Genomic DNA, 21,145 nt, shown 5'->3' with positions numbered 1-21,145 from the left:
TCTGCCGGGTTGGGCGCATCGTGAATGAATTGAGCACTGAAGACAGAATTAAGGAGGATGAAGGAGGTGGAACGACAACTACGCGCGGGAATGTGCCGATTCCGGCACATCCCGAACTGTTGCACTCGCTGCGTGAACCAGGATGTGGGGGATGATCAATTAACGATGCTCATTGTGATCGAAACAACGATCTAGTCAGATCGTTGTTTCGACTCACGCAAGCGCTGGGCCGGCATCGTTGCTGCTGATCGGCTGCGGGATTGGCGCCTCCTATGACGAAAGTCTCAGGAGTGCGATCCTTGCCCACCTACGGGCGAGCGAACAGGAAACCGAAAGCGGAGAAGTCGTGCGCCGAAACGCCGAATAACCCACCACAGTAGTCAGAGCCGACTACGGGCCCCTGAACACTACATGGCGAAGTAAGAAAGGAAGATCGCCAGGCATGACGGGAAGGAGCAAGACCACGTCGACTCCCGATGATCCGGGTGAAAGCCTCAGTGAGCCCTCCCGAAGGAGGATTCCATTCGCAATCGATCCAGAGGCAGATGAGAGCCCCCGAGGGTATCCGTGTCGCGTAGCGTACGACTATCGTTACCCTGGACCCGGCAGCATCGCTGAGCTGGCCGGGTTGAATGGGGCTGCTGACCTCGAAGATGGAAGGTGCGCTCCGCAGATCGATTCCGCTTTGCGCCTGGATGCCGGCAAATGGGCCGCGATGTCCTACATGCGTGTTGGCGGGCAGATTGGCTTCAAAAAGAGGCGCTTCAATGGTCAGATAATCGATGCTGATCGTCTGAATTATGGACGACCCCGAGTGTGCCCTCGCTGCCTGGCGGAGCGCCCCATATGGCTGGGCCTGTGGGACTTGAGAATCGTCAGCGCATGTCCGATCCATCGATGCATGCTAATCGACCGTTGTCCCCGGTGCCGGAAATACTTGACGTGGTCTCGTCCCGGACCCCACCTCTGCCGATGCGGCTACGATCTCAGAAAAGCGCAATCAAAAGAAGCTCCGGTCGAAATCATGGCGATTGCGAACGCAATACGAAGCGCAGCCGGATTCGGCAGAATCGAAGCCACAGATGTTTTCGCTCAGCTGCGATTTCCTCGAGAACTGTCGGGACTGTCTCTTAATGTACTTCTCGAGCTAATTCTCCTTTTGGGAACCTTGCGCGTGAAACACGTACTCAAGCAGACCTCCGTTATGCTCACGAGCCTTTCTGAGGCAAAGACCCTTTGTTGGCGGGCGGGTCTTCTCCTTAGGGACTGGCCAGCCCAGTTGAATCGTTTGCTTGAAACCATGCAGGCTCATTCAACCAGTCCAAGCAATCTGAGTCTGAAGCATGCGTTCGGACCGTTATACCTTTACTGGTTGAGCTCACGCGGAAATCCCGATTTGAGCTTCTTCATCCAGGCATTCGAGAATTGGGTTCAAGAGCGCTGGCTTGGGCTCATCCGGGGCCAAAACACGGCGTTCGCTTCGAACCTGCGTGACCATCTGCGATGGATGTCGGCTCCTGAAGCTGCCAAAGAGGCGAATCTGGTCATCTGGCAAATCAAAGAACTTGTACGACAGCAGGTGATAAAAGGTGTTTTGATCAGTTCACCAGAGAGTTCGCGAAGTGAGTGTTGGGTCCACCGCCAGTCTCTGGCCAATTGGACTGTCCAGCGCGATCAGAATTTAGCTGGGTACATGACTGTGAAAGAGGTCCGGTGTGCTCTGGGGCTCAGTTCATTGACGCTGAAGACAGTAGCTGCCACCGGCATCATCCGAGGGGCGCAAGGATGTGAGAAGTGGTACCCCGACAATGGGCCGTACTATGAACGAGCCGATGTTGAAGCAATCCAACAGGCATTTGAGAATCACGACGGTCATTGCGGAGCGACCGCGATGAATGATCTGATACAGCTTCGAAGCGTAATAAGACTGCATTGCGGCCGTCGGGGTTTAGCTCGAATCATCGAAGCTGTAAGGAACGGTCAGTTGATCCCAGCAGGCAAAGTGGATGGTAGCACTGGACTCGGAGGCTACCTGTTCGTGAAAGCGGCGATCGCTGCATACTACCCTCCGAGGAAATTGAGCGCCATCCCGGGCGATCTCATCAGTTGCGGGGATGCGGCGAGACTTTTGGAGACAAATTCCGAAGTCGTTCGGAACCTCGTCCGAAATCGCCGGTTCTTTTCTCCTCCGGTGCTTCTGAATGGACGGAAGCTCATCCGCAAAATTGAGCTAGAGCGATTTGCTCGAGACTTCATTTCCTTGGCAAGCGTTGCGCATCGTTACAGGACACGCAGTAGTGCAATCACGCGGCAGCTCGCAAGACATGGAGTGATGGTTCTCTCCGTCAAGCTGCCAGGTAAGGGCATCAAACTCTTCGTGTCCAGAGGCGTTGTCCTCTCTCGAGGGTAGATCTTCAGACCTAAACAACTACCGTGGTGCATCAAGCCGGTTCGCCTGCCAGAACGCAGAGGCAACAGATATGGAGAAGCGAGTAGCTAGAAAAAGTGGTCATGGCCTGATGCGTCCGGCGGCGAGTACCGGATTCAGTCCGCGCACTAACTAGCAACGGCACAACAACTGGTACTGCGAGGGGTTGGGGCGCTCTACTGGCAACTATGGAGAGAGCCACATTTTATCCGTATGAAGAAGCGGAAAATCAACCAACGTCTGTCGGAGAAGCGGCCGCTGTGGAGCGACGGCGGATCGTACTGCGCAGGCTGTCGCAAATTCACCTTTCCGAACGAGGAAATCGCCTTGGAAAGGCTCGAGGACCTGATAGCGGCACCGAAGGTGCGAAAGCAGAAGCATTCCCACCTTCTCCACGTCTATGAGTGTCCGCGCGGTCGAGGCTGGCACATCGGCCATGATTACAAAACTGCTGAGGCAGGTAGAGAATAAGCAGTTGAGTGCAGTGCTTCCCAGAGTGGACCGCACTTTTCATTAACCGAGAAGAAGGATCACAAACCTTCGGAAGCCAACTCGGAAGGTTGATTGCGTTTTGGTGCAATGTGCTCCTCACACCGGGATCAAACCTGCGTCCCCGTCGATCTTATATTGATTGAGCGGGTAGCTCAGGTGGACGTGGCACAGCAATCTTGCATCGTTCCAGTGGTAGTCGCTTCCACCTGACCAAACCTGAATGCGGTCTTTGAGATGGTGTCTGGTGATCAGCAGCACGCACTGAACCGCGAGGTCATAGGGCCGGTAGCCTGTCTTGCAGTAGTCGCGGTACCGGCCATGTTTGACTTTGCGTGTCTCTTGGAATGTCCGAACGACCTGAAAAGTTTCGTAGCTGCAGTTGCCGTCGCAAGGTCCGATGCTTGATTAGGGTGCCCACCCCGTAGTACGAGCCTACAACAGCATTGATCGAACTGCCGATTCCCCGCCGCATCCACCTTCGGGAACGGAATAACGATCTCTTCATTCTTGACGTGACCACAGTCCCAGAGGCCATTGAAGGCAATATGGGCCGTGTCTATTTCTGGAAGAGCTTTTCCGAGGGGTCCGGCAAGCCGAACTCCCATATCGTCGAGAATTAAAATTATCCGGTGCACATCAGCGACGATGCAAGAGAAGGATTCCTGGCCAATTTCCTGCTCAAGCTCCCGGTAGTGGCAATACCCCATGCGAACACCCCGACTCCTGGGTCAAATTGTACCGATGTGCATGCGCCGGTTCAGTGACGACGTTCCTGGACCGTATCGATCAGAGTCGCCGCGCCCGGTGTCGACATCGGGCAGAACGAAAAGAATTACAAGCCGCCTGCTCTTCTCAATACCAGCTTACGTCGACCCCCGATGGCCGAGCGGCCGGCAGCCTGAAAGATGTTCGTACTGGAGGCAGGACATCTTCGATCAATCCCCATCTCACGAATCACGCGTTGCCGAAAAACGCCGTTCGCGGACTTTCCAAACACTGTCAACTAACCGCTAGGCAGGTTGCTACGCCTTGTACTCCGTTGCATCGGAAGGATTCGAAATATGGCATACGACTACGCAAAAGCCGCACAACTTAAGGCAAAAGCAGAAAGATTGCTTCGCGCCCACCGTCAGCAGGTGTTTACCAGCTCCGGCGAGTATCACGTCCGCGCCATCGCACGTATCAAGTCGCTCATGGCTCCGCTTTGGAAAGCGGATCACTCGTATCACCATGGGCTTCGATTGGAGCGAATGGGTTATTAGGCGAGTTCGCGAGCCAAAAACCCCATATGTTGTGTGGTTAAAATTCTAGACACAATGTCGGCGATTCATGGCTAGCCTCGATTCTTTAGAATTTGGGTTACGCTTCGCGGAAGGAGCTTGCTGAGTTTGGCATGGCGACGAGCTACCGCAGAGTCTCTCAAGATCGTTTGAAAATGGCTATGTTTCGGATCGTGGAGTTCAATGCCGACATTAAACGAAATGAAGGCACCCTTGTCTAAGTTGTCGAAATCTATCGCCATGATCCTGCGCTTCAAATGCTCCAATATTCTTCGATTCTGTACTTCGCTGAGGAGCATGCAATACGTCCGAAATGGGATGTGTGCGCGACGAGAATTGCACATTCTACAGAGCAAGGCCTGCTCACAGCTTCCTACACTTTGCGCCATGGTTTTTTGAAGCTTGTATCTGCGAAAGAGGTCCAGCAATTCGCGGAACGGTATGTGGCAACATCGATCCTAGCCACGCGATTCCACATCTACGGTGGATATCTCACGCGCTATCTCAGGGAGTCGGCCGCACCGCTGCTTGCGGTACCGTTACCAGAAGCGGGAAGGAGTTCCGCTTTTTCATCCAAAAGGAGGTCGCATCACGGATAGAGCTTCCCCCACCCGCACCACGTTGAAGGCTTCCGTAACGAAGCCGTCCTCCTGCATCGCCCACCAGCCGCCTTCTGTGCCGGTCTCACTGAAAAGGGAAGCAGACGCCCTTCATCTCCTTCGTCATCTTCGCACCCAGAAAGCTCTTTCCTAAGTCCATTGCGTACGTCGCAACAACGATCTGGCAGATCGTTGTTGCGGTCACGATCAACATCGTTACTTGATCATCCGTCGGAGCCTCGTTCAGGCAGCTGTTTGCACAGGCGATAAGAAGAATATGTTTAAAGAACGAGCGCCCTGAGCGCCGTGCACCAGAGTGGCCTCCACATCCGCGGTTGCAGACGGCCCCATCATGAAACACCCGAATGCTGTTTCATTGAGTCGGACGCGACAGTGAGCTGCGTGCATATCCGGCACGATCTCATTCGGATCTAGAAGAACAATGAGGTGTTGCGAAAGGAAGCCTAGAGCATCGACAATAAGGTCTTCCTGCGTCAGCCAGACGGCGCCACTCTCCACCACGCCGAGTTGAAACGAGAGCCCCACGCAACGTGCTCATCGTCGCGGCAGCCAACAAGCTCGCGCGGATCGCATGGGCGGTGCTATCGAGTGGCCAGGACTATCGGGCAGTTCAAGAGCCAGCTGCTGCGTAGGCAAGAGTAACCATCAAGATCAAGTTCTCCCACCGAGGTCTGCACCGGACAAGTAAGGATGAAAGAACAGTCAAAACGGCGCACCTGAAGCCTGTTTGCTCAAATGGCCCTTACACGGCCGAGGGGTTTCGAAGGACAGGTACGCGGCGTATCTCATCATGGCCAGGAGACACCTCTCCACACAACAGGTCGGATACATTGACGCAGACTTTCTTCATCCACCAACTTTTCCCTTGCAGTCAGACGGCGGACCATACATTTGAGCAAGTTCACCTGGCCAGAAGGTTCGGTGCGTCGAACTTGGTGAAAACCCGTTTTGAACTAAGCCGATAGCGCGGCGAACGCTAAGCGTGCGATACTCCGGACATCATGGGCAGCCGAAGCGTCCTGAATCGACTTTCGCCTCTTTTTCTAACTCGCTATCCTTCAGCCTGTTGCAGGCGAAAGTCGATTCAATTCGCCTGACCGCATCGCCGCAAACGCAAGCGGCTCCTTCAAACGGCTCTATCTTAACTGCCCGACAGCTGATCCTGGCGACTACACAGTTCCGCGTTTTGGGCAGTCAAGATAGAGTCCTAACGTTTTCTCGGGAACCTCGCGACGGCCGCTGCGTTGGGCCAAGTTTCCGAGTCCGCAACCACATGGCAGATCTTTCGAAAAATAGAGTATGCTGCGGGCATGCCGCAGGTCATTTTGTCGGCAGCCAGAGAGCAAGCCGAGCAATCGGACCCGCAGGCGCTGCAATGGGTTTCTCCTCAACGTGCCCTACGCCTCGCATCTTCCATCGGTGGCTGACGTATGGAGGAAAGGACAGACTTATCTTCGGCACGTGAGTTACGAACAAATTGGAAGAACGAGGGCATATGTCATCACAAAATGGCGACAAAGCGAGATTCAACAGGTTAAGGAAACAAAAGTTCCACCGCCGCGAACTCATGGCAAGGTTGGCGACCCAGTCGGCGGCCAGTGCAGCGCGGTTAGGTAAAACCCTGCCTGCAAAGTTGGCGCAGGGGTAGCAGCAGAACACGCTCTTTCACCAACACCTTCGATGGACAACGGCTCGCTTAGAGCATGCCTTTCTCTGGTCGTTTGCGCCCTGCCTGCTTCTCGCGAGCCGGGACCTACCACTTACCCAAACGCCGTCTACGGGGTGCCACTTGTCCGATTAGCCGACTACACGGCCAAGTGGCTAAGTTCCGGTTAGCCGACATCCATGTAGAACGCGCGGAATCCCTGATCCGGCTGATGTTTGTGTGGGTTTGGTCACTCTCCCGATTCAGTGGCGGCGTTATCCAACTGCCTCGCAGCGCTTCGTCCTTCGGCCAGTTTTCTTCGCGGCGAGCGCAATCTGATGACATTGGTCAAGGCGTTGCGTAGCAGCTCAGGTCTCACCTGTTCCCAGACTTGGTTGTCCACGCCGGTGCTTTCTCTGCCTTGGCTAGTACGTCTCTAATGCCAGCGAGGAAGTTGTTCGGGCCATCCTCAAGCGTTGCATTCGCGAAGGCATCGCATTCACCGAGATCTCCCGCAATGGAAACTATGGGAGTACGCGATCCAGACGCTCGAATCAAGCTGGTCACGCGGTCCCTGTCTTTTCTGGGAACGGAGTGGCACAACAGGACAAGATCGAAATCACCTGACTGAAAGCGATCGACCGCCTCTTTCACTGATGATGCTGACTCGACCATGTATCCCGCGGATTGCAGGACTGGACTTCGAGTCCCCAATAACGACGAATCCAAGCCAACAGCGAGAACTATAGTTAACGGCATGTAAACCTCGGCTTTCGAAAAGAACGATTCCGACGGGTCAGGGCCTAAGGACTAGGGATCGCCTTCTCTTGTGACAAGACTTTCTTTTCAATTTGCAACCGGGCTTCAGCTGCCCGCCTGTCTTCACAACCACGTTCTACGTTTCCTTTCAAGCGTGGACACGCTTCCCCGAAGCACTCCGTCTTCCCTCAGCGCACGAATGAGTGACTTTCTTGCCCTCAGCAAGCGCGACTTAGTCGCGAAGAGCGAAGCCTCTGTCCGTGCAGCAACTTCGGACACAGAGAGCTCCTCCGAATAACGAATCTCGGCGGCCTCTCGGAGTAACGGCGGCAGACGCCGTACAGCCTTTCGAAGCTCGAGGTTTCTCTCCCGCTCAAGAAAGTGGCGCTCAGGATCAGATGCGGAATCGGAAATTAGCAAGCCGGATAACATATCCCCGTCGAAAGGACTCTCAGGATGGGCCCGCTTTTTCCGAACGATCATCAGCGCAGAGTTAATCGCAATGCGGGTAAGCCAAGTGGAAAACTTAGACCTTCCATCAAACTTATTGAGGTGAATGAACGCCTTTAGCAGTGATTCCTGTAATCCATCCTCTGCATCTTCTTTGCTGCGAGTAATACGGTGAATCGTACGGAAAATACTAGTCGAGTGGCGCCTGCAAAGTTCGGCATAGGCCAGATGCATTCCCGCTTTTGCTGAGATGACGAGGGCCTCGTCGGACGCAACTGCTAACGTACTTCCCATTGGAGAGTCTGCTCCTGCATCAAACGGATTCATCGGTCCCTCCATTGCATCGATACAAGAGCACAGTCAGCTCATCTGATTCCCAGTAGCGCACATGGAGCACGTTCGGTAAGATCTTTTGCCGTGTGACCTGCCATCAGCCAGCCATGTTTCCGCATCCCCAGAACCAGCAGATCCGAGTGATGTCTCTTCGTGCAATCGATAATGCTGCCCACTTCGTCTCCACTGATCAACTCAGTATCGAGCACCAGTCCCGCGGCCTTGGCCTGTCGTCGTGCTTCGGCTTGAAGTGCGCTGTACCTTAGGTACCTGTTCGGTTCAAGCGATCTAAAACCAAATGATCAGGTTCGAAGACTATACGCCTTAATTGACGCTGATAAGGGCGAGCCAGATTTCAATCTAACCTTCTACATCGTTGTCTATGGACAATTGAACAAGAGAGGTAACGACGCGGTTCTAGAACTGAAGGCCGAATACGAGTCAAAGCATATTTCAATAGTTTTAGTTGAAATGAACAACCTCGTCTCCGAATTTTTAGTCGGATCTGATCACACATCCGATCGTATCGAGTTCGATTTGCACATTCGAAAGAACGAGGTTCTTCGTTCTCCTAACTATTGCTATTTCCTCGCGAACGCATCTGATCTTTTTAAGGCGTTCGTCAAATATGGCTGGAGGCTCTTCGATCTGAACTTGCGATACGAGGTTCGGAATTCTGCCGTAAATGGGGAAATTATCGAGTCGCTCGCACATAGCAAATCTCGGAAGAACTTCCACCACTATAACAATGGATTAATAATCGTTGCCGTTAACTATTCGATTAAAGACAGCGACACCGTGGTCCGTCTTACGGGGGCCCAGATAGTGAATGGGCTACAAACAGTTAAATCTATATATAACTCGGTAAGCGATAAGCAGGTTAGCTTCGAGGATCTTGACGCTGAATGTGTAGTGCCGGTCAAAGTCATCCAAACGAGTGATGCGAAATTCGTAGATCAGATTGTTCGGGCAACCAACAACCAAAACCCGATGGCACAGCGCAACCTTAGATCTAACAATCTTGAGCAAAAGTCTTGCGTAAGGGCTTCAACATGCTTTCGGCTCGATGGTTCTATCAACTTAAAGAAGGCGAATGGGAATCCCTGACAAGCGAATCTTCACGTTTTTTGAACAAGTGATCGGCTTTAAATCTTCAGAGTTCAAGCCAGTTGGGAGTCGGAAGGGTGGCCGTGTCATAGATAACCAAGAAGCCGCAAAGGCATGGCTAGCCTTTATCGGGTTCTCCGATGAAGCCGGGGATCGGGTAACTCACTTCTTTTCCGACGACAAGATTTACGATCGTGCGTTCGGAAGTAGACCTACTTCGGACTATTGGGCAAGATTTTGCATAGCTATTGATTGGGATAAAGGTCGTGAAGAGCTCCTTGAAAGAAAACAAGGCGAAGCAGGTCAATATCTGTTAGCGTACTTCGTTTGGCAATATATCAATGCCTTCATCCCTTCACCGCGCAAGTATCGGGAACTTGCCTTAGCCGAAGGCGTTCAATCTGGCCTAATTCGCAAAGCTAGTGGAAGTATCATTTCTTCAGACAAGGAACAAGATTCCTTTCTTGCAGACAACGAAACTTATCAGACCTGGCGTTTAATGGCAAACATGAAGGAGCTACTCGCCGAGATCGTTTCTCAAATACTCTGCAGAAAATACGGACCTCTTGATTCGGCAACCTGTCTCATGATTCTGATGTCATTCGATTCGAAAGCTTACCTCACCACTGCTGACGTACGACAGATAGCAACTGATGCTTCGACGGCAAAAGACCTGTCTAAAGGGGACACATTTGCAAGGACACTCAGGATGCTGCATTTCGTTTGTCAACAATTCTGGGAGAATAAAAAGCAACAGCTGCTCTCGACCTCTCGATTGAGAACATATCTCTTAAAGAGAGACGTGGCTTCTTCTCTCAAGGCACTCGTTTGGGAATACAACGACCGGGTTAACCTCGACCGTGCGTGGAAAGAGCAAGGCACGACATTCGTCAACTCCTTACCAGATCTAAATCAATAGGAAGATATTGCTTTGAGCCGCCGCAGAGGGTTTGACAGACTATATGGCGGCGAATTGGGGGAATCGGTGCCGACCGTAGACTCGCTGAACAGCAATCGAACTTTCGCCTACAACAGCGAGAGAGCTATAGGTGTGCCGTTAACAAGCTGCCAAGATGAAATCGGAGCGCAGCACGGGAAGGCGCTTCCAGTGAACTGCAGTTAATCCTCCTCCTGATATATCGCTATTTATGAGGCGACGAGACAATTCGGTGATCGCATGCGAATCTCGAAACAATGCGTCTCACCGACCCGATGGTAAAGCGCTGAGAATCGTATTTGGAGGAATTAAATACTACGCGGCCGATATCCGGATATTGTCTGGCCTCGTTGGGGTGATTGCGTTTTACTTTGCCTTCTTCTTGTACGAGGACGAGGAGGGAAGGTGGCAGAACCGGATCGAAAATCTCTGGATTGCCGTCTACGATCGGGCGAGGAGTACGGATAGCAACACGACTGCAATGTTCACGAAGGTATGGTTTGCAGGGGAAGCGAGCGCGTCTGAGGCTCCTCGAAAAGGGCAACAAGGAGAAGCTGGTGTGGCTCCATCATGAAGCCGAGGAGTTTCTGGACGCATATCTAGAAATGCCGAATATCACCGACAATACCGCTCCGCTATTTCAGACACAGGACAAGAATCATCGCCTGACCGGCCTGCCGCTGTCCCGGCGCGATATGATGCGCATCGTTAAAGGACGTTGTGCCGCTGCCGGGCTGCCAGACACGATCTGCAATCACACATTCCGGGGTACGGGCATCACCGTGTTCCTGCAAAATGGTGGCTCCCTAGAAGCTGCACAGGACATGGCGAATCACTCGGATCCCCGAATCACTAAACTCTACGATCGGCGCAAGGCTTCCTCTAGCTCTCGTCTGAAGCCGCCTTCAAGTGACAATTGTTGTGGTGGGAGAACCCGCGTCGCGAAGCGAGTGGCCAGCGTACTGAAGCGTCGGTAGCATCTTCTTCGAGACCTATCGTCGTAATGGCCTGCTAGGCAGCGATGGCCATCGCGCATGAATAGGGGACAGGATGTTTGAGGTTACAAAAGGATGCACTCGGCTGCGCCGAGAGATTATGCCCACTGTTTACCCAACCGCTCCAGTCCGGCTGCCGCAAGGTCCTGGGGCAGCATCACTGGAAAAAACTCCACTGCGGCATTGAACGTAAGAAACCACGGCTCGGCCAGTGACGGAATCTGTGACGTTTCCGCCATGTCAACAATCAGGACCCCACACCGCCGCCCATTCCGGTCCGCCATGAAGTACGCCGCCTCCGGTTTCAATTGATCGAGAATCTTCTTCGTCTTGGCTCCAGCCGAGCCATCCCTCACCGCCGCGTTGAACGGCTCAACGGGGAACGAAACAAACATCATCATCCGCATGGGAAATCTCCTGTCGCCGATTGGCGAATTTCTGAAGTGCATTGTCGGGAGACCGCAAACGTACGCCCCAAAGCCCCGCCGGTCAAGGAAAAATCAACGCTCCCGTCCTCCGGCAACATTGCGATTCCGTCCCTATCAAAAACTGCTAGTCCCGCCGCCCTTTCTCTCCGCCTACAATCCTCTTTCGAGGTGAATCCATGCACAGAACAGCCACAACCGCGATCCTCGCCCTGGCAGCCATCGCCGCCACACTCTCCGCATCCGCCGCAAAGCTAAACGGCTCCGCCGCCCTCAAGGATCTCCAACCCTTCGGAACCACCGACAAAGAGCACAAGCATCAGGCCTACGACCTCTCCTTCGACGCCGAAGGCCACAGCTACACCTGTCGCACCGATCCCAAAAATCCATCGACGCCACCGAGTTCGTCGTCGGCAGCCAGATCAACTACGAGATCGAGAAGAACAAGGCAAAGATCAAAACCCCGCAAGACAAAAAGCTCGAGTGCAAGATCGTCCGCGTAGAAAAGAGCCCAGCCCCCATAACCCCGGGGCGGGTGGCCAGGTCTAACCCACAACAAATTTGGGTGCCCCAACTTCGCTACAGCCTCATCGTCAACGCCACCGCCACGAGTTCAACCGCGAGTACGAAGCCATCCTCACCGGCGGAGGCGTCCGCATCACCGGCACCACCCCCGACTCCACCTACGTCGAGATCATCGAGATCCCCACCCGGCCCTTCTTCCTCGGCTGCCATTCCCCCGAATTCAAATCCAAACCGCTCGAGCCCCACCCCAGCTTCCGCGACTTCATAGCCGCCAGCTACCAGAACCACCTCGTAGAGGGTGAGCCCGGCAATTTGTCAATGCATGGATCACGGCTCGTTAGTCTTTTGCGCTTTCCCTGTCGGTTGCTGGATCGAGCTCCATTGCGCGTGTTCCTGCGATACGCAGGACTCGACTCGTTCGGCGAGTAATGCGTGTGGGTCGGCCGTGCCCGTGTAAGGTCCGGCCTTGCCCAAATAGACATATTTCTCATGTTTGAGCGCCTCGCAGGTGGAGCGATACGTGCTCCAGAGCTGCTGGTACTGGTTCAGATGGAGGATCCCTTCCAGGACGGTTATAAGTACGCCGAGACCGGCGGTCACCAGCTTGTCGTGCGTGAAATTCAAGCCTGCCAGCAAAGGGATTATTGCAGCCGCGAAGATTTCCACCACCTTGACGCGCTTATAGATGTGCTGTGCCGATCGGCTTTTCCGGTCGTACCACCTAATCTGATCTTCGAGCCGATCAAAGATCGGATCGTTGCCGATAACCGATTCCGTCGTTTCAACCATCCGAGGTCTCCTCGATACGCTCCCTGCAATATACATCCGGCGTTCCCTCAGCAGCCGCTTTCCGGATATGTGAACTCTACGGTCAGCCTAGAGGAGTCGTCGCTGAAACCTATGGACAGGACCACCAGGGAACTGGGGGAACAAGTTGCTCGTCGGAAAAGCCGTCTCAGTCGGCTCGGTCGGTGCTATAACGGTGCGTATCTCATCAGTCCTGAAGTCATCTCAATCAGAATGGAATCGAGCATTCATGAGACTCCTGGCCAAATTCAATCTCATCCTCCTCGTCATTTTCGGATCGGGTGGTTTCTTGATCTCTCAGCTCGCCTACTCCTTCCTCTTCGGCAATGCACGCCGCGAAGTCCTCCAGGAAGCGCAGTTGATGATCGCCAGCGCCAAGTCAGTCCGCGACTATACCGCAACGGATCTGTCCCCGCTTCTTCAGCAAAACCCCGGACACCGGGTGCGCTTTCTCCCCGAAACCATTCCCTTCTACGGAGCCACAACCACCTTCAATAATCTCCGCAGGGACAACCCTGACTACACGAATTACACCTATAAGGAAGCCGCACTCAACCCCACGAATCTCGAGGACCGAGCCTCAGATTGGGAAGCCGACATCATCTCCGAGCTTCGCAACCACCCCGATGAGTCGCAGATCATGAACGAGCGTCTAATCCCCTCAGGCCGATCACTTTATATCGCGAAACCCATCAAAGCGACCCTGGAGTGTCTTGAGTGCCATAGCGTTCCATCCGCCGCTCCGCGTGCGATGCTCGCCGTCTACGGCTCGGCAAACGGTTTCGGATGGAAGAAAGATGAGATCGTAGGCGCCCAGATCATCTCCGTCCCGATGACGGTACCCATAGGGATCGCCAACCGCGCATACCACCAGCTGCTGCTCTACCTCGTCCTTACACTGATCATTGCCATTCTGGCCCTCGACGCGGGCGTCTACTTGTTCGTGATTCGGCCGTTGAGGACCGTCTCTGACACTGCCGACCGAGTCAGCCGCGGCGAAAAGAACGTGCCTCCGATCAAGGTCAATGGGAAGGACGAGATCGCAACCGTCGCCTCATCCTTCAACCGGATGCAGCTTAGCGTTGCGAAGGCTCTCAAGATGTTTGAAGAGGAGTAGCGGTAATATACGTCCAGCCTAACTCCGGCACGATCGGAGGAACTTCGCCCGGTCTGTTTCCGTTTCGATCTCCCGCGCTGCCATCCCGTAAAGATCCTCCACCGAGGAACATCGCTTCGCCGCCCGCTTGACAACAACCTCGGAGATCGGCCCTATATACGGCGCCAGTTCCTTGATGATGCGCTCCATCGTCTGCGGCTCGATCTTCGAAGCGACCGCGGCAGGATCGGACCTGCTTCTTGCCCCATGCACCCCGGAGACTTCTTCCACGGGCTCACCTGGCTCTTTTCCTCGATCCTCGCGATGCGCTACGGTGGCATCCTCGTCTCGGACGTCAAGGTAGGGCCGCAGCGCCTCGAGCAGCACCTGCACGTCCGACTTCCAGCGAGCATGGGTCAACTCAACCGCATTTCGATAAGCCAGTTCCTTCAGGTCATCGGGAAGCTGCTCCACGTGCGGCATCTTCGCCCCCCGCACGAGCACAGGCACCACCGGTATATCGCGCCGAAGCGCCGAAGCCAGCTCGATCCGCACGAAGTCGTTCGCATCGTCCAGGCGCCGACCTCCCTGAGAATCCCTCAAGTCCAGCCACTCCTGCCCGATCAGCGCCAGAACAACGCTGCATGTTGCCACGCTCTTATCAATGGCCTTCCTGAAATCCCGTCCTGGCTCGATCGCCGCCACGTCCATAAATACAGACTCGGGTTTGAAGCGCAACGCGAGATCATCGAAGAGGCGGCCAGCTTCACCCCCGAATCGCTCCTTCGATAGTTGACGAAAATGGATCGCAGAATGCCTCCCAAAGAAGGGAAAAAGCAAATTTTGGAGGAAGTAAAGTGTAAATCGTGGAGAGTTCGGATCAGTTCCAACATCCTCTAAAAAAGCGCAAGAACTGAGTGTACTCCAGCACTTCGCCGCGATTCAATTTGGACTCTAACAATTGAGTGATCGATGACAGGACTGCAAGCCGATTTGGGCGAAGGCGGCCGGCTTGCGGCACCGCACCGGGAGGCCCGGCAATGCTTCGTCTGATTTCGTATCCCGTCCAAGGCAATGAACACCAGCATTACGGTTGGGAAACAGCCGTCCATTCCTTCTGCCTGAGCCACACGCGCCACGCTCACCTCAGTCTGAATCACTAACTCTACAATCCGGCGCTTCTCCGCCATGCTGCGATGTACCCGCTGCGTCCGCTTCGGCCCTACAACTTCCCCACGTTCCATGGCCGCATCATCACCCCGCACCTAACAACAAATCCAGTGGGGAAGGTCACCTATCAATTACCCACAAGTATTTTGTCTGAGCGGGGGTTGCTGCTTCTGGTGCGTGCTCAAGGCAGACACTTATGGGGTGTGCCGTCTTGGTGTTGAACTGCAGGCATGGACAGACGGCGCGAGTTCCCATATGCGGAGGTCGATTCCTGGTTGGAACGGGAGATTGCGTCATGTCGATTTGACGATGTGCGTCATGGCAGCCGCACGCACGACCTGTCGTTGAGCCACAACCGACCTCTTGGCTTCTGTTTCTTTGGAACCTTCAGCCCCTCACGACGCCAGATCCGCTCCACCCGGTCCTTGCCGACATGCCAGCCTGCCCGTCGGAGCAGCGCCGTAATCCGGCGATAGCCATAGCGGCCATACTGGCTAGCCAACGTGACGATGGCCTGGGTAAGGGTATCTTCGTCGTCTCGCTGTGTCTGCATTCTTGTCTTTTCCAGATTCGATGATTCTCAATTGGCGAGAACAGACCGAGTCACTCATTGAGAGTGTAGAAGCCAGCCTCACCGGCATTGGGCAGTCTCTGTTTTATCTTCGGCTCGACCGGACAAGACCACCGGTTCGCTGCCTTCTTAGAGTCGACGCCGCCATTCCGCCCTCCAAGAGGGCTTCGAAAATAAATTTGCAAGAGATTTGCAAGAACGTTTGGGCATTCTGGCACTTTTGGCCTTTCCTGCACCTTTTAGAATCTGTAAGTTACAGATTTCATTAGCGACGCGGGAGACCGATCCCGTCTCTGGCCACCATCCTTTCAACAACTTACAAGCCCATCAAGCAACGATTACGTTCCGAAACGTTCCAATCGCGCGGCGGAGTCGGTCAACTCCACGCCTTGGATTGTCGGAGAGTACGGTAGACCCGCGAGTCGGTACGTCCACACAATGAACCTGTGCTGTGTGCACAAGAGGAATGCCCGCCGAATTCCGCGTGAGACCACCTTTGACAGTGGCTGACTGCATCGCGTTCAGAGCCGCGCAATGACTACTTCTGCGACCGCGATGAGCGGGAGCCAAGGAGCGGAGAGCGACCGAGGACGATCGTGGGGTTTTCCAACTTTGGCGGGTCGGAGATGCCTTCAAACACCTTATCTGTGGGCCAATCTCCGGCAGCGTAGACACGACGATCACGAAGACTGGTCGTGCCTTCCTGCCAGGCCAGAAGCATCCGTTTCCCAATATCCCTGAATTCGGGAAGCTCGGCTATCTTTTCGCGGACCAGAGGCACGGTATCGGCGACTGCATCACTGATGCGCTCCAACATGACTGCTTGCTCGCGCAAGGGTATACCGAATGTGCCCGCGATAAACTTGGATAAGTTTTTGCCCGGCGCCCATGTCTTCTTGCCGAGAAACGATATCCCCGGCGGATTTTGCTGATAGCCCGGGTACACACTTGTTGTCAGGAAATCATAGGCCGGGGAGAGATGCACATCGGCGTGCGAGGTATAGAGCAAAGCGATGTTCTTGGAGTGACAGTCGGCGTTATGCAGCGCGTAGGTCAATAAGAGTGTTGCGGCCAATCGTTGGAAAGTTTCGTACTGACGCGAACCCGGCACGTGGTCCCGCACGGCGCGGGTTATCCTCTCCCACGTTGTCTCGTACTTTTGCGCGGGACGCAGACCAAGCAGAGCGCAAAAATCTTCCATTCCCCAAAGAGGCTGTCCCTCATCGTCCACATCGAAGCGGTAGACTACCAGTGCATTGCCATCCCGCGATACCTCTACCGTAGCGCTGGGGATCACCTTTTCCATGACCTGCATACACAGGTACTCATTGAGTGCGGCAAATGGTAAGCGGCCCGAAGAGCCTTTGATGATGTGACGACGGGTTAGTAAAGTAGCTTTTTGATGAGGACCGAGTTGTTTGCCAGAATCCGCGGTGTCTAGCGCAGCCTCTTCTTCGACATCGAGAAATTTGGGCAGAACGCCGGAGACGCCACTGGTCGCGTGTTGCCGTACCAGTTCCGTGAAAGCCTCTTCTGAATTATCACCTTGCAACAGTTCCGCAACTTCAATCGGCTTGGCAGGCTCCTCTAGCTCAGCACCGGCAGCAGCTACCTGAATGCGTCCCACCATATTCCTGCCAATCACAGATAGGAGGGCCATTGGGCTCGCCCCGATATGGGGACCGAATTGCTCCTGAAGCACCTGGAGCAGGTATCCTTCCGGCAGGTTCATTTGCAAAACTGGCGGGAGCTGGTCATCCCAGGTGTAGGACTCTGTGCGCACCGGCATGGTCAAAGACACGAAATCGTTCACTACCGTATTTGGGAGGTAGGTGAGCACACTCTTGAAGTCGCCAACAGACTCCAGAACGGAGACCTCGCGGCCAAGGACATAGACGGAGAGCTTCACACGCCACCTCGTTCTCGCCTCAGTTCATCGAGCGAGCCGGATGTGCCCGCCTTTACGAATGTCACTTCCATGCCCAGGACTGCGAGAACGGCAAGGAGCTTCCTCGCACCGAATTCAGCAACTTGTCCTCGTTCAAATCGCAGGAGTAGTTCCGGCGTGATACCGGCCTGAGCTGCCACGTCCTTCTGCTTCAGCCGAAGTTCCCGCCGTGCGGCTGATACGGCTTCACCGAGCTCTTGAAGGGTCTTCATAATTGATTTATACATCAACAAATTGGTCATTGTTAATGAAAATTGACGTATAAATCAATTTTATTTAGTTTCCGTCGACGCTTACTGCGAAATCATTCTCTTCAGCATGCAAATCATCGACTCCGCCCCGTACGACAAAGGTCCTGCTCAAGCCATTGGGCCGCTTGGTGTTAGAGCCCTGAGTCGAAGCACCATAGTGGTCGATGCATCGGCCAAGATCAGGATTTATGATGCTTATCAAAAGAAGCTAACACTGCGCTGATCAAAGTATCAATGAACAATGGCTTCGCACACACTAGCTGTAGAGAGAGGACGAAGTCAGCTTCATCACTTTGATGTGAGGATGATTCTCGAAGGCCATGCGTATCGCGTCGCGGCTTGCTTGGTTCCAAGCATTCTCAGTGGTGCTGAACACAACCATCGAAACACCCATTCTGAGTGCGAGATCACGATAGCGTTCGACTGTTTGCAATGCCGTCAAGTCTTTGCCCGCGAGACTATTGTTGCTCTTTGCTTCACCGATACATAGGCGACCATCCATAATGCAGCAAATGTCCACCTCCAGATACGCTTCCTCACTGCTCTTCGGCGTTATGCGGAGTTCAGGACGAAATAAGAAGCTTTCTTGGGAACTGACACTGAGTTTATTGAGTGTGAGTAGTGGGACGTGGCCGTTATTTTCAAGCATGAGGTAAACCATTTCGTCGAGCTTGTAGAACCACAAAGGCTCGTTCGGAATGCGCCAATGCCGATTTTTGTACTGCTGATTCAGGCCACATCGTCTGCACGTGAAAGTTTGATCGACTTCTGATATTGAGTGCCACGCGGCATCGGAGCAGTTTTGGCATTGAAAGATATAGCCGCGATAGAAAATGCCCTTCTCTACAAATTCATCTATGAGGTTGCGTGTCAGGTCGTCGCTTTGCACAATCTTCTTGATGGAAGCGAAATCCATATACCGGCGCTTGTCCTTTAGGTACACCTGTGGCAGACCATAGATGAGCCGTAACCCAAAACCATCTGATACCAGAATGCGGTCGGGCACAATCGCCACGGTGCAAAGGAGGTTCACGCCTCCTGTCACGGACCGGCGCTGCTTGATTCTGACTGTCTCGTTAGATGGGCAGACGGAGTGGGGAGATTCGAGTTGGTCCACGGCCTCCTGCGTGAAGGATCGAAGCGGCAGGATTCACACGGAAGGCACGATTCCCGCCACACGATTCGACTTGGACCACCGCAGAAAGCATCCAGGACCGCAGACCTAGAAATGGAATTCAAGGGTTGTATGACTAAGCCGCGGACTGCATAATATCGCGGCGCTGATTGAAGCTACCCCTTCTGGTTCCGATGACTGGTTTCGTAATGCGCCCTCAGCGGGTCTCCGCCGAAGTCGCCGCTGAAGTCGCGCCACACTGAGTGGATGTGGTTTGCGTTATCCTGCGTGTCGTCGAATTCGATCAAGAACGAAGGCGTCTGTACGCGGTAATAGTGCAGGTCGCCCGGTTTGATGCCTCCGGCCCAGGCGAAGTAGACATTCCGCCCGGCCTTATTGATCTGATCCATGCGCCGCTCCGCCAGTTCATCCGGGAGATTGTACGCGTACAGTTCCACCAGTGCGCGCAGCGCGTCGAACTGCCTGGCGTTCATCTTCGCCGCCGGAAGCCCCGAGGGCTGCCCTTGTAGCGCCGCCTTCCTGCTGGCCGCCGTCAGGATATCGCTATACGCCTTCGGATCGACGATGGCGATCTTCTGTTGGGGCTCATCCAACGCACGAATCACCTCGAAGCCCAGGTCGTCCTCGCCCGCTAACGTCCGCAGTCCCTTGCGCAGCCCCTGTCGCAATTCGGCGGGGTTGGAGCCGAAGAAGCTCGGCGCATCCAGGACCTGTCCGCTCGCCACAGTGTAATTCTGACTTAGGTGATGTCCCTCGATGCGCCAGCCCCAGGTTCCCGTGTCGGATGGCGTGCCGAACACCGTGAAGTAATATTTCTCCGGATCGCGGTGCTCGCCGTTATCGTTTTCCAGCACCTTCAGCACGTCTTCCAGGCTCATGATGGTGACAGCCTTAATGTAGCCGGTCTGGCTCAGTCCGGCTGCCAAAAGCGCGCTCGCCAGGTGTTTCTGGTAGGGGCTCATTTCGCCCAACGCCAGCCCTTTGCGCTCCTTGGGGATAAAATGCCAGTTCATGCGCTCGTCGTCACTGAATTGGAAGGTTGCCTTAGCCCGCTGCTTCGGGCTGAGCGCGGTCAGAAAGCGGTTGGCGGTCTCCGTCATCACCAAAACCGCGTGGACATGGTGGTGTACGCTGCCCGGCGCGTCCTGACTGCCGCTCTCGAGACCGTAGCCCGTTTTGCCCGCAATCAGACCGCCTCCCAAGATCGTGGCGGATAAGCCGAGAAACGAACGTCGTTTGACCTGGCACATAAGCTTCCTTCCAGAGAGTTCCCGGTAGGCGCCAATGCGCGACCGCTTTCCCTGGGCGGTCATGTGGGAAGGCGACGAGGCACGCGTCAAAGACGCAGTTCGGTTGGCCGATGCTACTCGCCAATTTCCGTGAGTGTCAACGCTCTGTTCTGGACGGAAAGCAGAAGTGAGGAACTTGTCGCAATCCTCATCAGTCCGTATTACCGTCCATAGCACGGCAAGTGGGAAGAGATCGTGAACGGATGGTCGGCAACTCGTCAATAACCGATCGGCTAACCGTCCGGACCGATTCGAATCGGAATACGAACGACCGGTAAGGTGCGGATAAGCCCGTGATCCGCCCAGAACTCCGAAGTCCTGAAATTTCTCGGCCCGCAGTGTTCCCTGAGTGCGTTGGCGATTTTGCACCAATTGAGATTTGTAACGCGGGATTTCTTTCGAATAGCTGACGGTCGAGGCGTTGTCACGTTATCGGTTGAATCGGATGCAAGTGCGCGCTCCCATACGGTCAAGCCGTATACACCGATTCTTAACGTAAGTATTTAGTTTCAAGCCCGTGGTCAACAGCTCCTTCAGAGGGTCCGGTTCGCCAGTTCTCACGGGATAGCGTGATGGCATGGAATCCTATGTTATGCTTCGCGTGTGTCAACCGCCGGTTCGCTCCCTAATCCGGGGAATCCCCGCCATGGTGCGGTGGTCCGCGTGACGCACTGGATCAATGTGCTCGCGTTCTTTGCGTTGCTCGTCAGCGGCGCTGAGATCGTGATCTCTCATCCGCGGTTCTATTGGGGTGAAGTCGGGAATGCGCTGACTTGTCCCTTATTTACCCTGCCGATCCCCGCATCGAGGTCTACTGTTCCGACTGGCTACGGCTACGTGCTGCCCGACCAGAATGGCTGGAGCCGGTCTCTACACTTCTAG

18 protein-coding genes and 3 pseudogenes are annotated in these 21,145 nt (G+C 54.4%); 9 read left to right on the top strand and 12 right to left on the bottom strand.

The window, feature by feature from the left end; all coding sequences use genetic code 11:
- Nucleotides 1–442 precede the first annotated feature (442 nt).
- Together RBB80_RS09925 and RBB80_RS09920 are read left to right on the top strand one after the other, a co-directional pair.
- Nucleotides 443–2,410 carry a TniQ family protein gene (locus RBB80_RS09925; protein ID WP_433968031.1) on the top strand — a complete coding sequence of 656 codons (1,968 nt, stop codon included), beginning with the start codon at nt 443–445 and terminating at the stop codon, nt 2,408–2,410.
- Between the two features lie 1,571 nt (nt 2,411–3,981).
- Nucleotides 3,982–4,182 carry a hypothetical protein gene (locus RBB80_RS09920; protein ID WP_433968030.1) on the top strand — a complete coding sequence of 67 codons (201 nt, stop codon included), beginning with the start codon at nt 3,982–3,984 and terminating at the stop codon, nt 4,180–4,182.
- An 860-nt stretch (nt 4,183–5,042) separates the two neighbouring features.
- Here RBB80_RS09920 and RBB80_RS09915 read toward each other — a convergent pair.
- Nucleotides 5,043–5,318, bottom strand: coding sequence for an LUD domain-containing protein (locus RBB80_RS09915; protein ID WP_433969603.1), 276 nt, complete (start codon nt 5,316–5,318; stop codon nt 5,043–5,045).
- A gap of 5 nt (nt 5,319–5,323) precedes the next feature.
- Between RBB80_RS09915 and RBB80_RS09910 the strand changes: the two are divergent.
- Nucleotides 5,324–5,452, top strand: a pseudogene (locus RBB80_RS09910) (IS110 family transposase); the annotation flags it as partial.
- 1,895 nt (nt 5,453–7,347) lie between these two features.
- On the opposite strand, the gene RBB80_RS09905 reads toward RBB80_RS09910, so the two are convergent.
- Together RBB80_RS09905 and RBB80_RS09900 are read right to left on the bottom strand one after the other, a co-directional pair.
- Complete coding sequence (locus RBB80_RS09905; RefSeq protein WP_433968029.1) at nt 7,348–8,001, bottom strand: RNA polymerase sigma factor; 654 nt, start codon at nt 7,999–8,001, stop codon at nt 7,348–7,350.
- Nucleotides 8,002–8,039: 38 nt separating this feature from the next.
- A pseudogene (locus RBB80_RS09900) lies at nt 8,040–8,243 on the bottom strand (universal stress protein); the annotation flags it as partial.
- Between the two features lie 235 nt (nt 8,244–8,478).
- Here RBB80_RS09900 and RBB80_RS09895 point away from each other — a divergent pair.
- The 3 genes from RBB80_RS09895 (at nt 8,479) to RBB80_RS09885 (ending at nt 11,028) form a co-directional block, all read left to right on the top strand.
- Complete coding sequence (locus tag RBB80_RS09895) at nt 8,479–9,114, top strand: AIPR family protein (RefSeq protein ID WP_433969602.1); 636 nt, start codon at nt 8,479–8,481, stop codon at nt 9,112–9,114.
- Complete coding sequence (locus tag RBB80_RS09890) at nt 9,101–10,033, top strand: hypothetical protein (protein ID WP_433968028.1); 933 nt, start codon at nt 9,101–9,103, stop codon at nt 10,031–10,033. Before RBB80_RS09895 ends, RBB80_RS09890 begins: the two co-directional genes overlap by 14 nt.
- Nucleotides 10,034–10,551: 518 nt before the next feature.
- Complete coding sequence (locus RBB80_RS09885) at nt 10,552–11,028, top strand: tyrosine-type recombinase/integrase (protein WP_433968027.1); 477 nt, start codon at nt 10,552–10,554, stop codon at nt 11,026–11,028.
- Between the two features lie 116 nt (nt 11,029–11,144).
- Here RBB80_RS09885 and RBB80_RS09880 read toward each other — a convergent pair whose 3' ends face one another.
- Entirely contained in the window at nt 11,145–11,453 is a 309-nt protein-coding gene (locus RBB80_RS09880; RefSeq protein WP_433968026.1) for a panthothenate synthetase, read from the bottom strand.
- A 197-nt stretch (nt 11,454–11,650) separates the two neighbouring features.
- Between RBB80_RS09880 and RBB80_RS09875 the strand changes: the two genes are divergently transcribed.
- Nucleotides 11,651–11,974, top strand: a complete 324-nt coding sequence (locus tag RBB80_RS09875; protein ID WP_433968025.1) for a hypothetical protein — start codon at nt 11,651–11,653, stop codon at nt 11,972–11,974.
- A gap of 76 nt (nt 11,975–12,050) precedes the next feature.
- Here RBB80_RS09875 and RBB80_RS09870 read toward each other — a convergent pair whose 3' ends face one another.
- A complete protein-coding gene (locus tag RBB80_RS09870) occupies nt 12,051–12,284 on the bottom strand; it encodes a hypothetical protein (protein WP_433968024.1) in 234 nt (77 codons plus the stop codon).
- 39 nt (nt 12,285–12,323) lie between these two features.
- The gene (locus RBB80_RS09865) at nt 12,324–12,785 is read right to left on the bottom strand and encodes a DUF4231 domain-containing protein (protein WP_433968023.1); all 462 of its coding nucleotides are present in this window, start codon (nt 12,783–12,785) and stop codon (nt 12,324–12,326) included.
- Between the two features lie 247 nt (nt 12,786–13,032).
- Between RBB80_RS09865 and RBB80_RS09860 the strand changes: the two genes are divergently transcribed.
- Nucleotides 13,033–13,920: a c-type heme family protein gene (locus RBB80_RS09860; protein ID WP_433968022.1), complete on the top strand. Its 888-nt coding sequence runs from the start codon at nt 13,033–13,035 to the stop codon at nt 13,918–13,920.
- A gap of 18 nt (nt 13,921–13,938) precedes the next feature.
- Here RBB80_RS09860 and RBB80_RS09855 read toward each other — a convergent pair whose 3' ends face one another.
- The 6 genes and pseudogenes from RBB80_RS09855 to RBB80_RS09830 form a co-directional block, all read right to left on the bottom strand.
- Nucleotides 13,939–14,637: a TIR domain-containing protein gene (locus RBB80_RS09855; RefSeq protein ID WP_433968021.1), complete on the bottom strand. Its 699-nt coding sequence runs from the start codon at nt 14,635–14,637 to the stop codon at nt 13,939–13,941.
- A 754-nt stretch (nt 14,638–15,391) separates the two neighbouring features.
- Nucleotides 15,392–15,610, bottom strand: a pseudogene (locus tag RBB80_RS09850) (IS3 family transposase); the annotation flags it as partial.
- A gap of 568 nt (nt 15,611–16,178) precedes the next feature.
- Nucleotides 16,179–17,549 (bottom strand): type II toxin-antitoxin system HipA family toxin, encoded by a 1,371-nt coding sequence (locus RBB80_RS09845; protein ID WP_433968020.1) that lies wholly within the window; start codon nt 17,547–17,549, stop codon nt 16,179–16,181.
- Entirely contained in the window at nt 17,546–17,830 is a 285-nt protein-coding gene (locus RBB80_RS09840; protein WP_433968019.1) for a helix-turn-helix domain-containing protein, read from the bottom strand. Before RBB80_RS09840 ends, RBB80_RS09845 begins: the two co-directional genes overlap by 4 nt.
- A 265-nt stretch (nt 17,831–18,095) precedes the next feature.
- On the bottom strand, nt 18,096–18,956 hold the full coding sequence (locus tag RBB80_RS09835; RefSeq protein WP_433968018.1) for a hypothetical protein: 861 nt from the start codon (nt 18,954–18,956) through the stop codon (nt 18,096–18,098).
- A gap of 173 nt (nt 18,957–19,129) precedes the next feature.
- Nucleotides 19,130–20,224: a DUF3500 domain-containing protein gene (locus tag RBB80_RS09830; protein WP_433968017.1), complete on the bottom strand. Its 1,095-nt coding sequence runs from the start codon at nt 20,222–20,224 to the stop codon at nt 19,130–19,132.
- Nucleotides 20,225–20,866: 642 nt separating this feature from the next.
- On the opposite strand from RBB80_RS09830, the gene RBB80_RS09825 reads away from it, so the two are divergent.
- Nucleotides 20,867–21,145, top strand: coding sequence for a cytochrome b/b6 domain-containing protein (locus tag RBB80_RS09825; protein WP_433968016.1), 279 nt, complete (start codon nt 20,867–20,869; stop codon nt 21,143–21,145).

Origin of the sequence: Tunturiibacter gelidiferens, from assembly GCF_051013345.1 — a bacterium.
Classification (GTDB): Bacteria; Acidobacteriota; Terriglobia; order Terriglobales; family Acidobacteriaceae; genus Edaphobacter; species Edaphobacter gelidiferens_A.
This window is presented reverse-complemented; position numbering and strand designations above follow the sequence as displayed.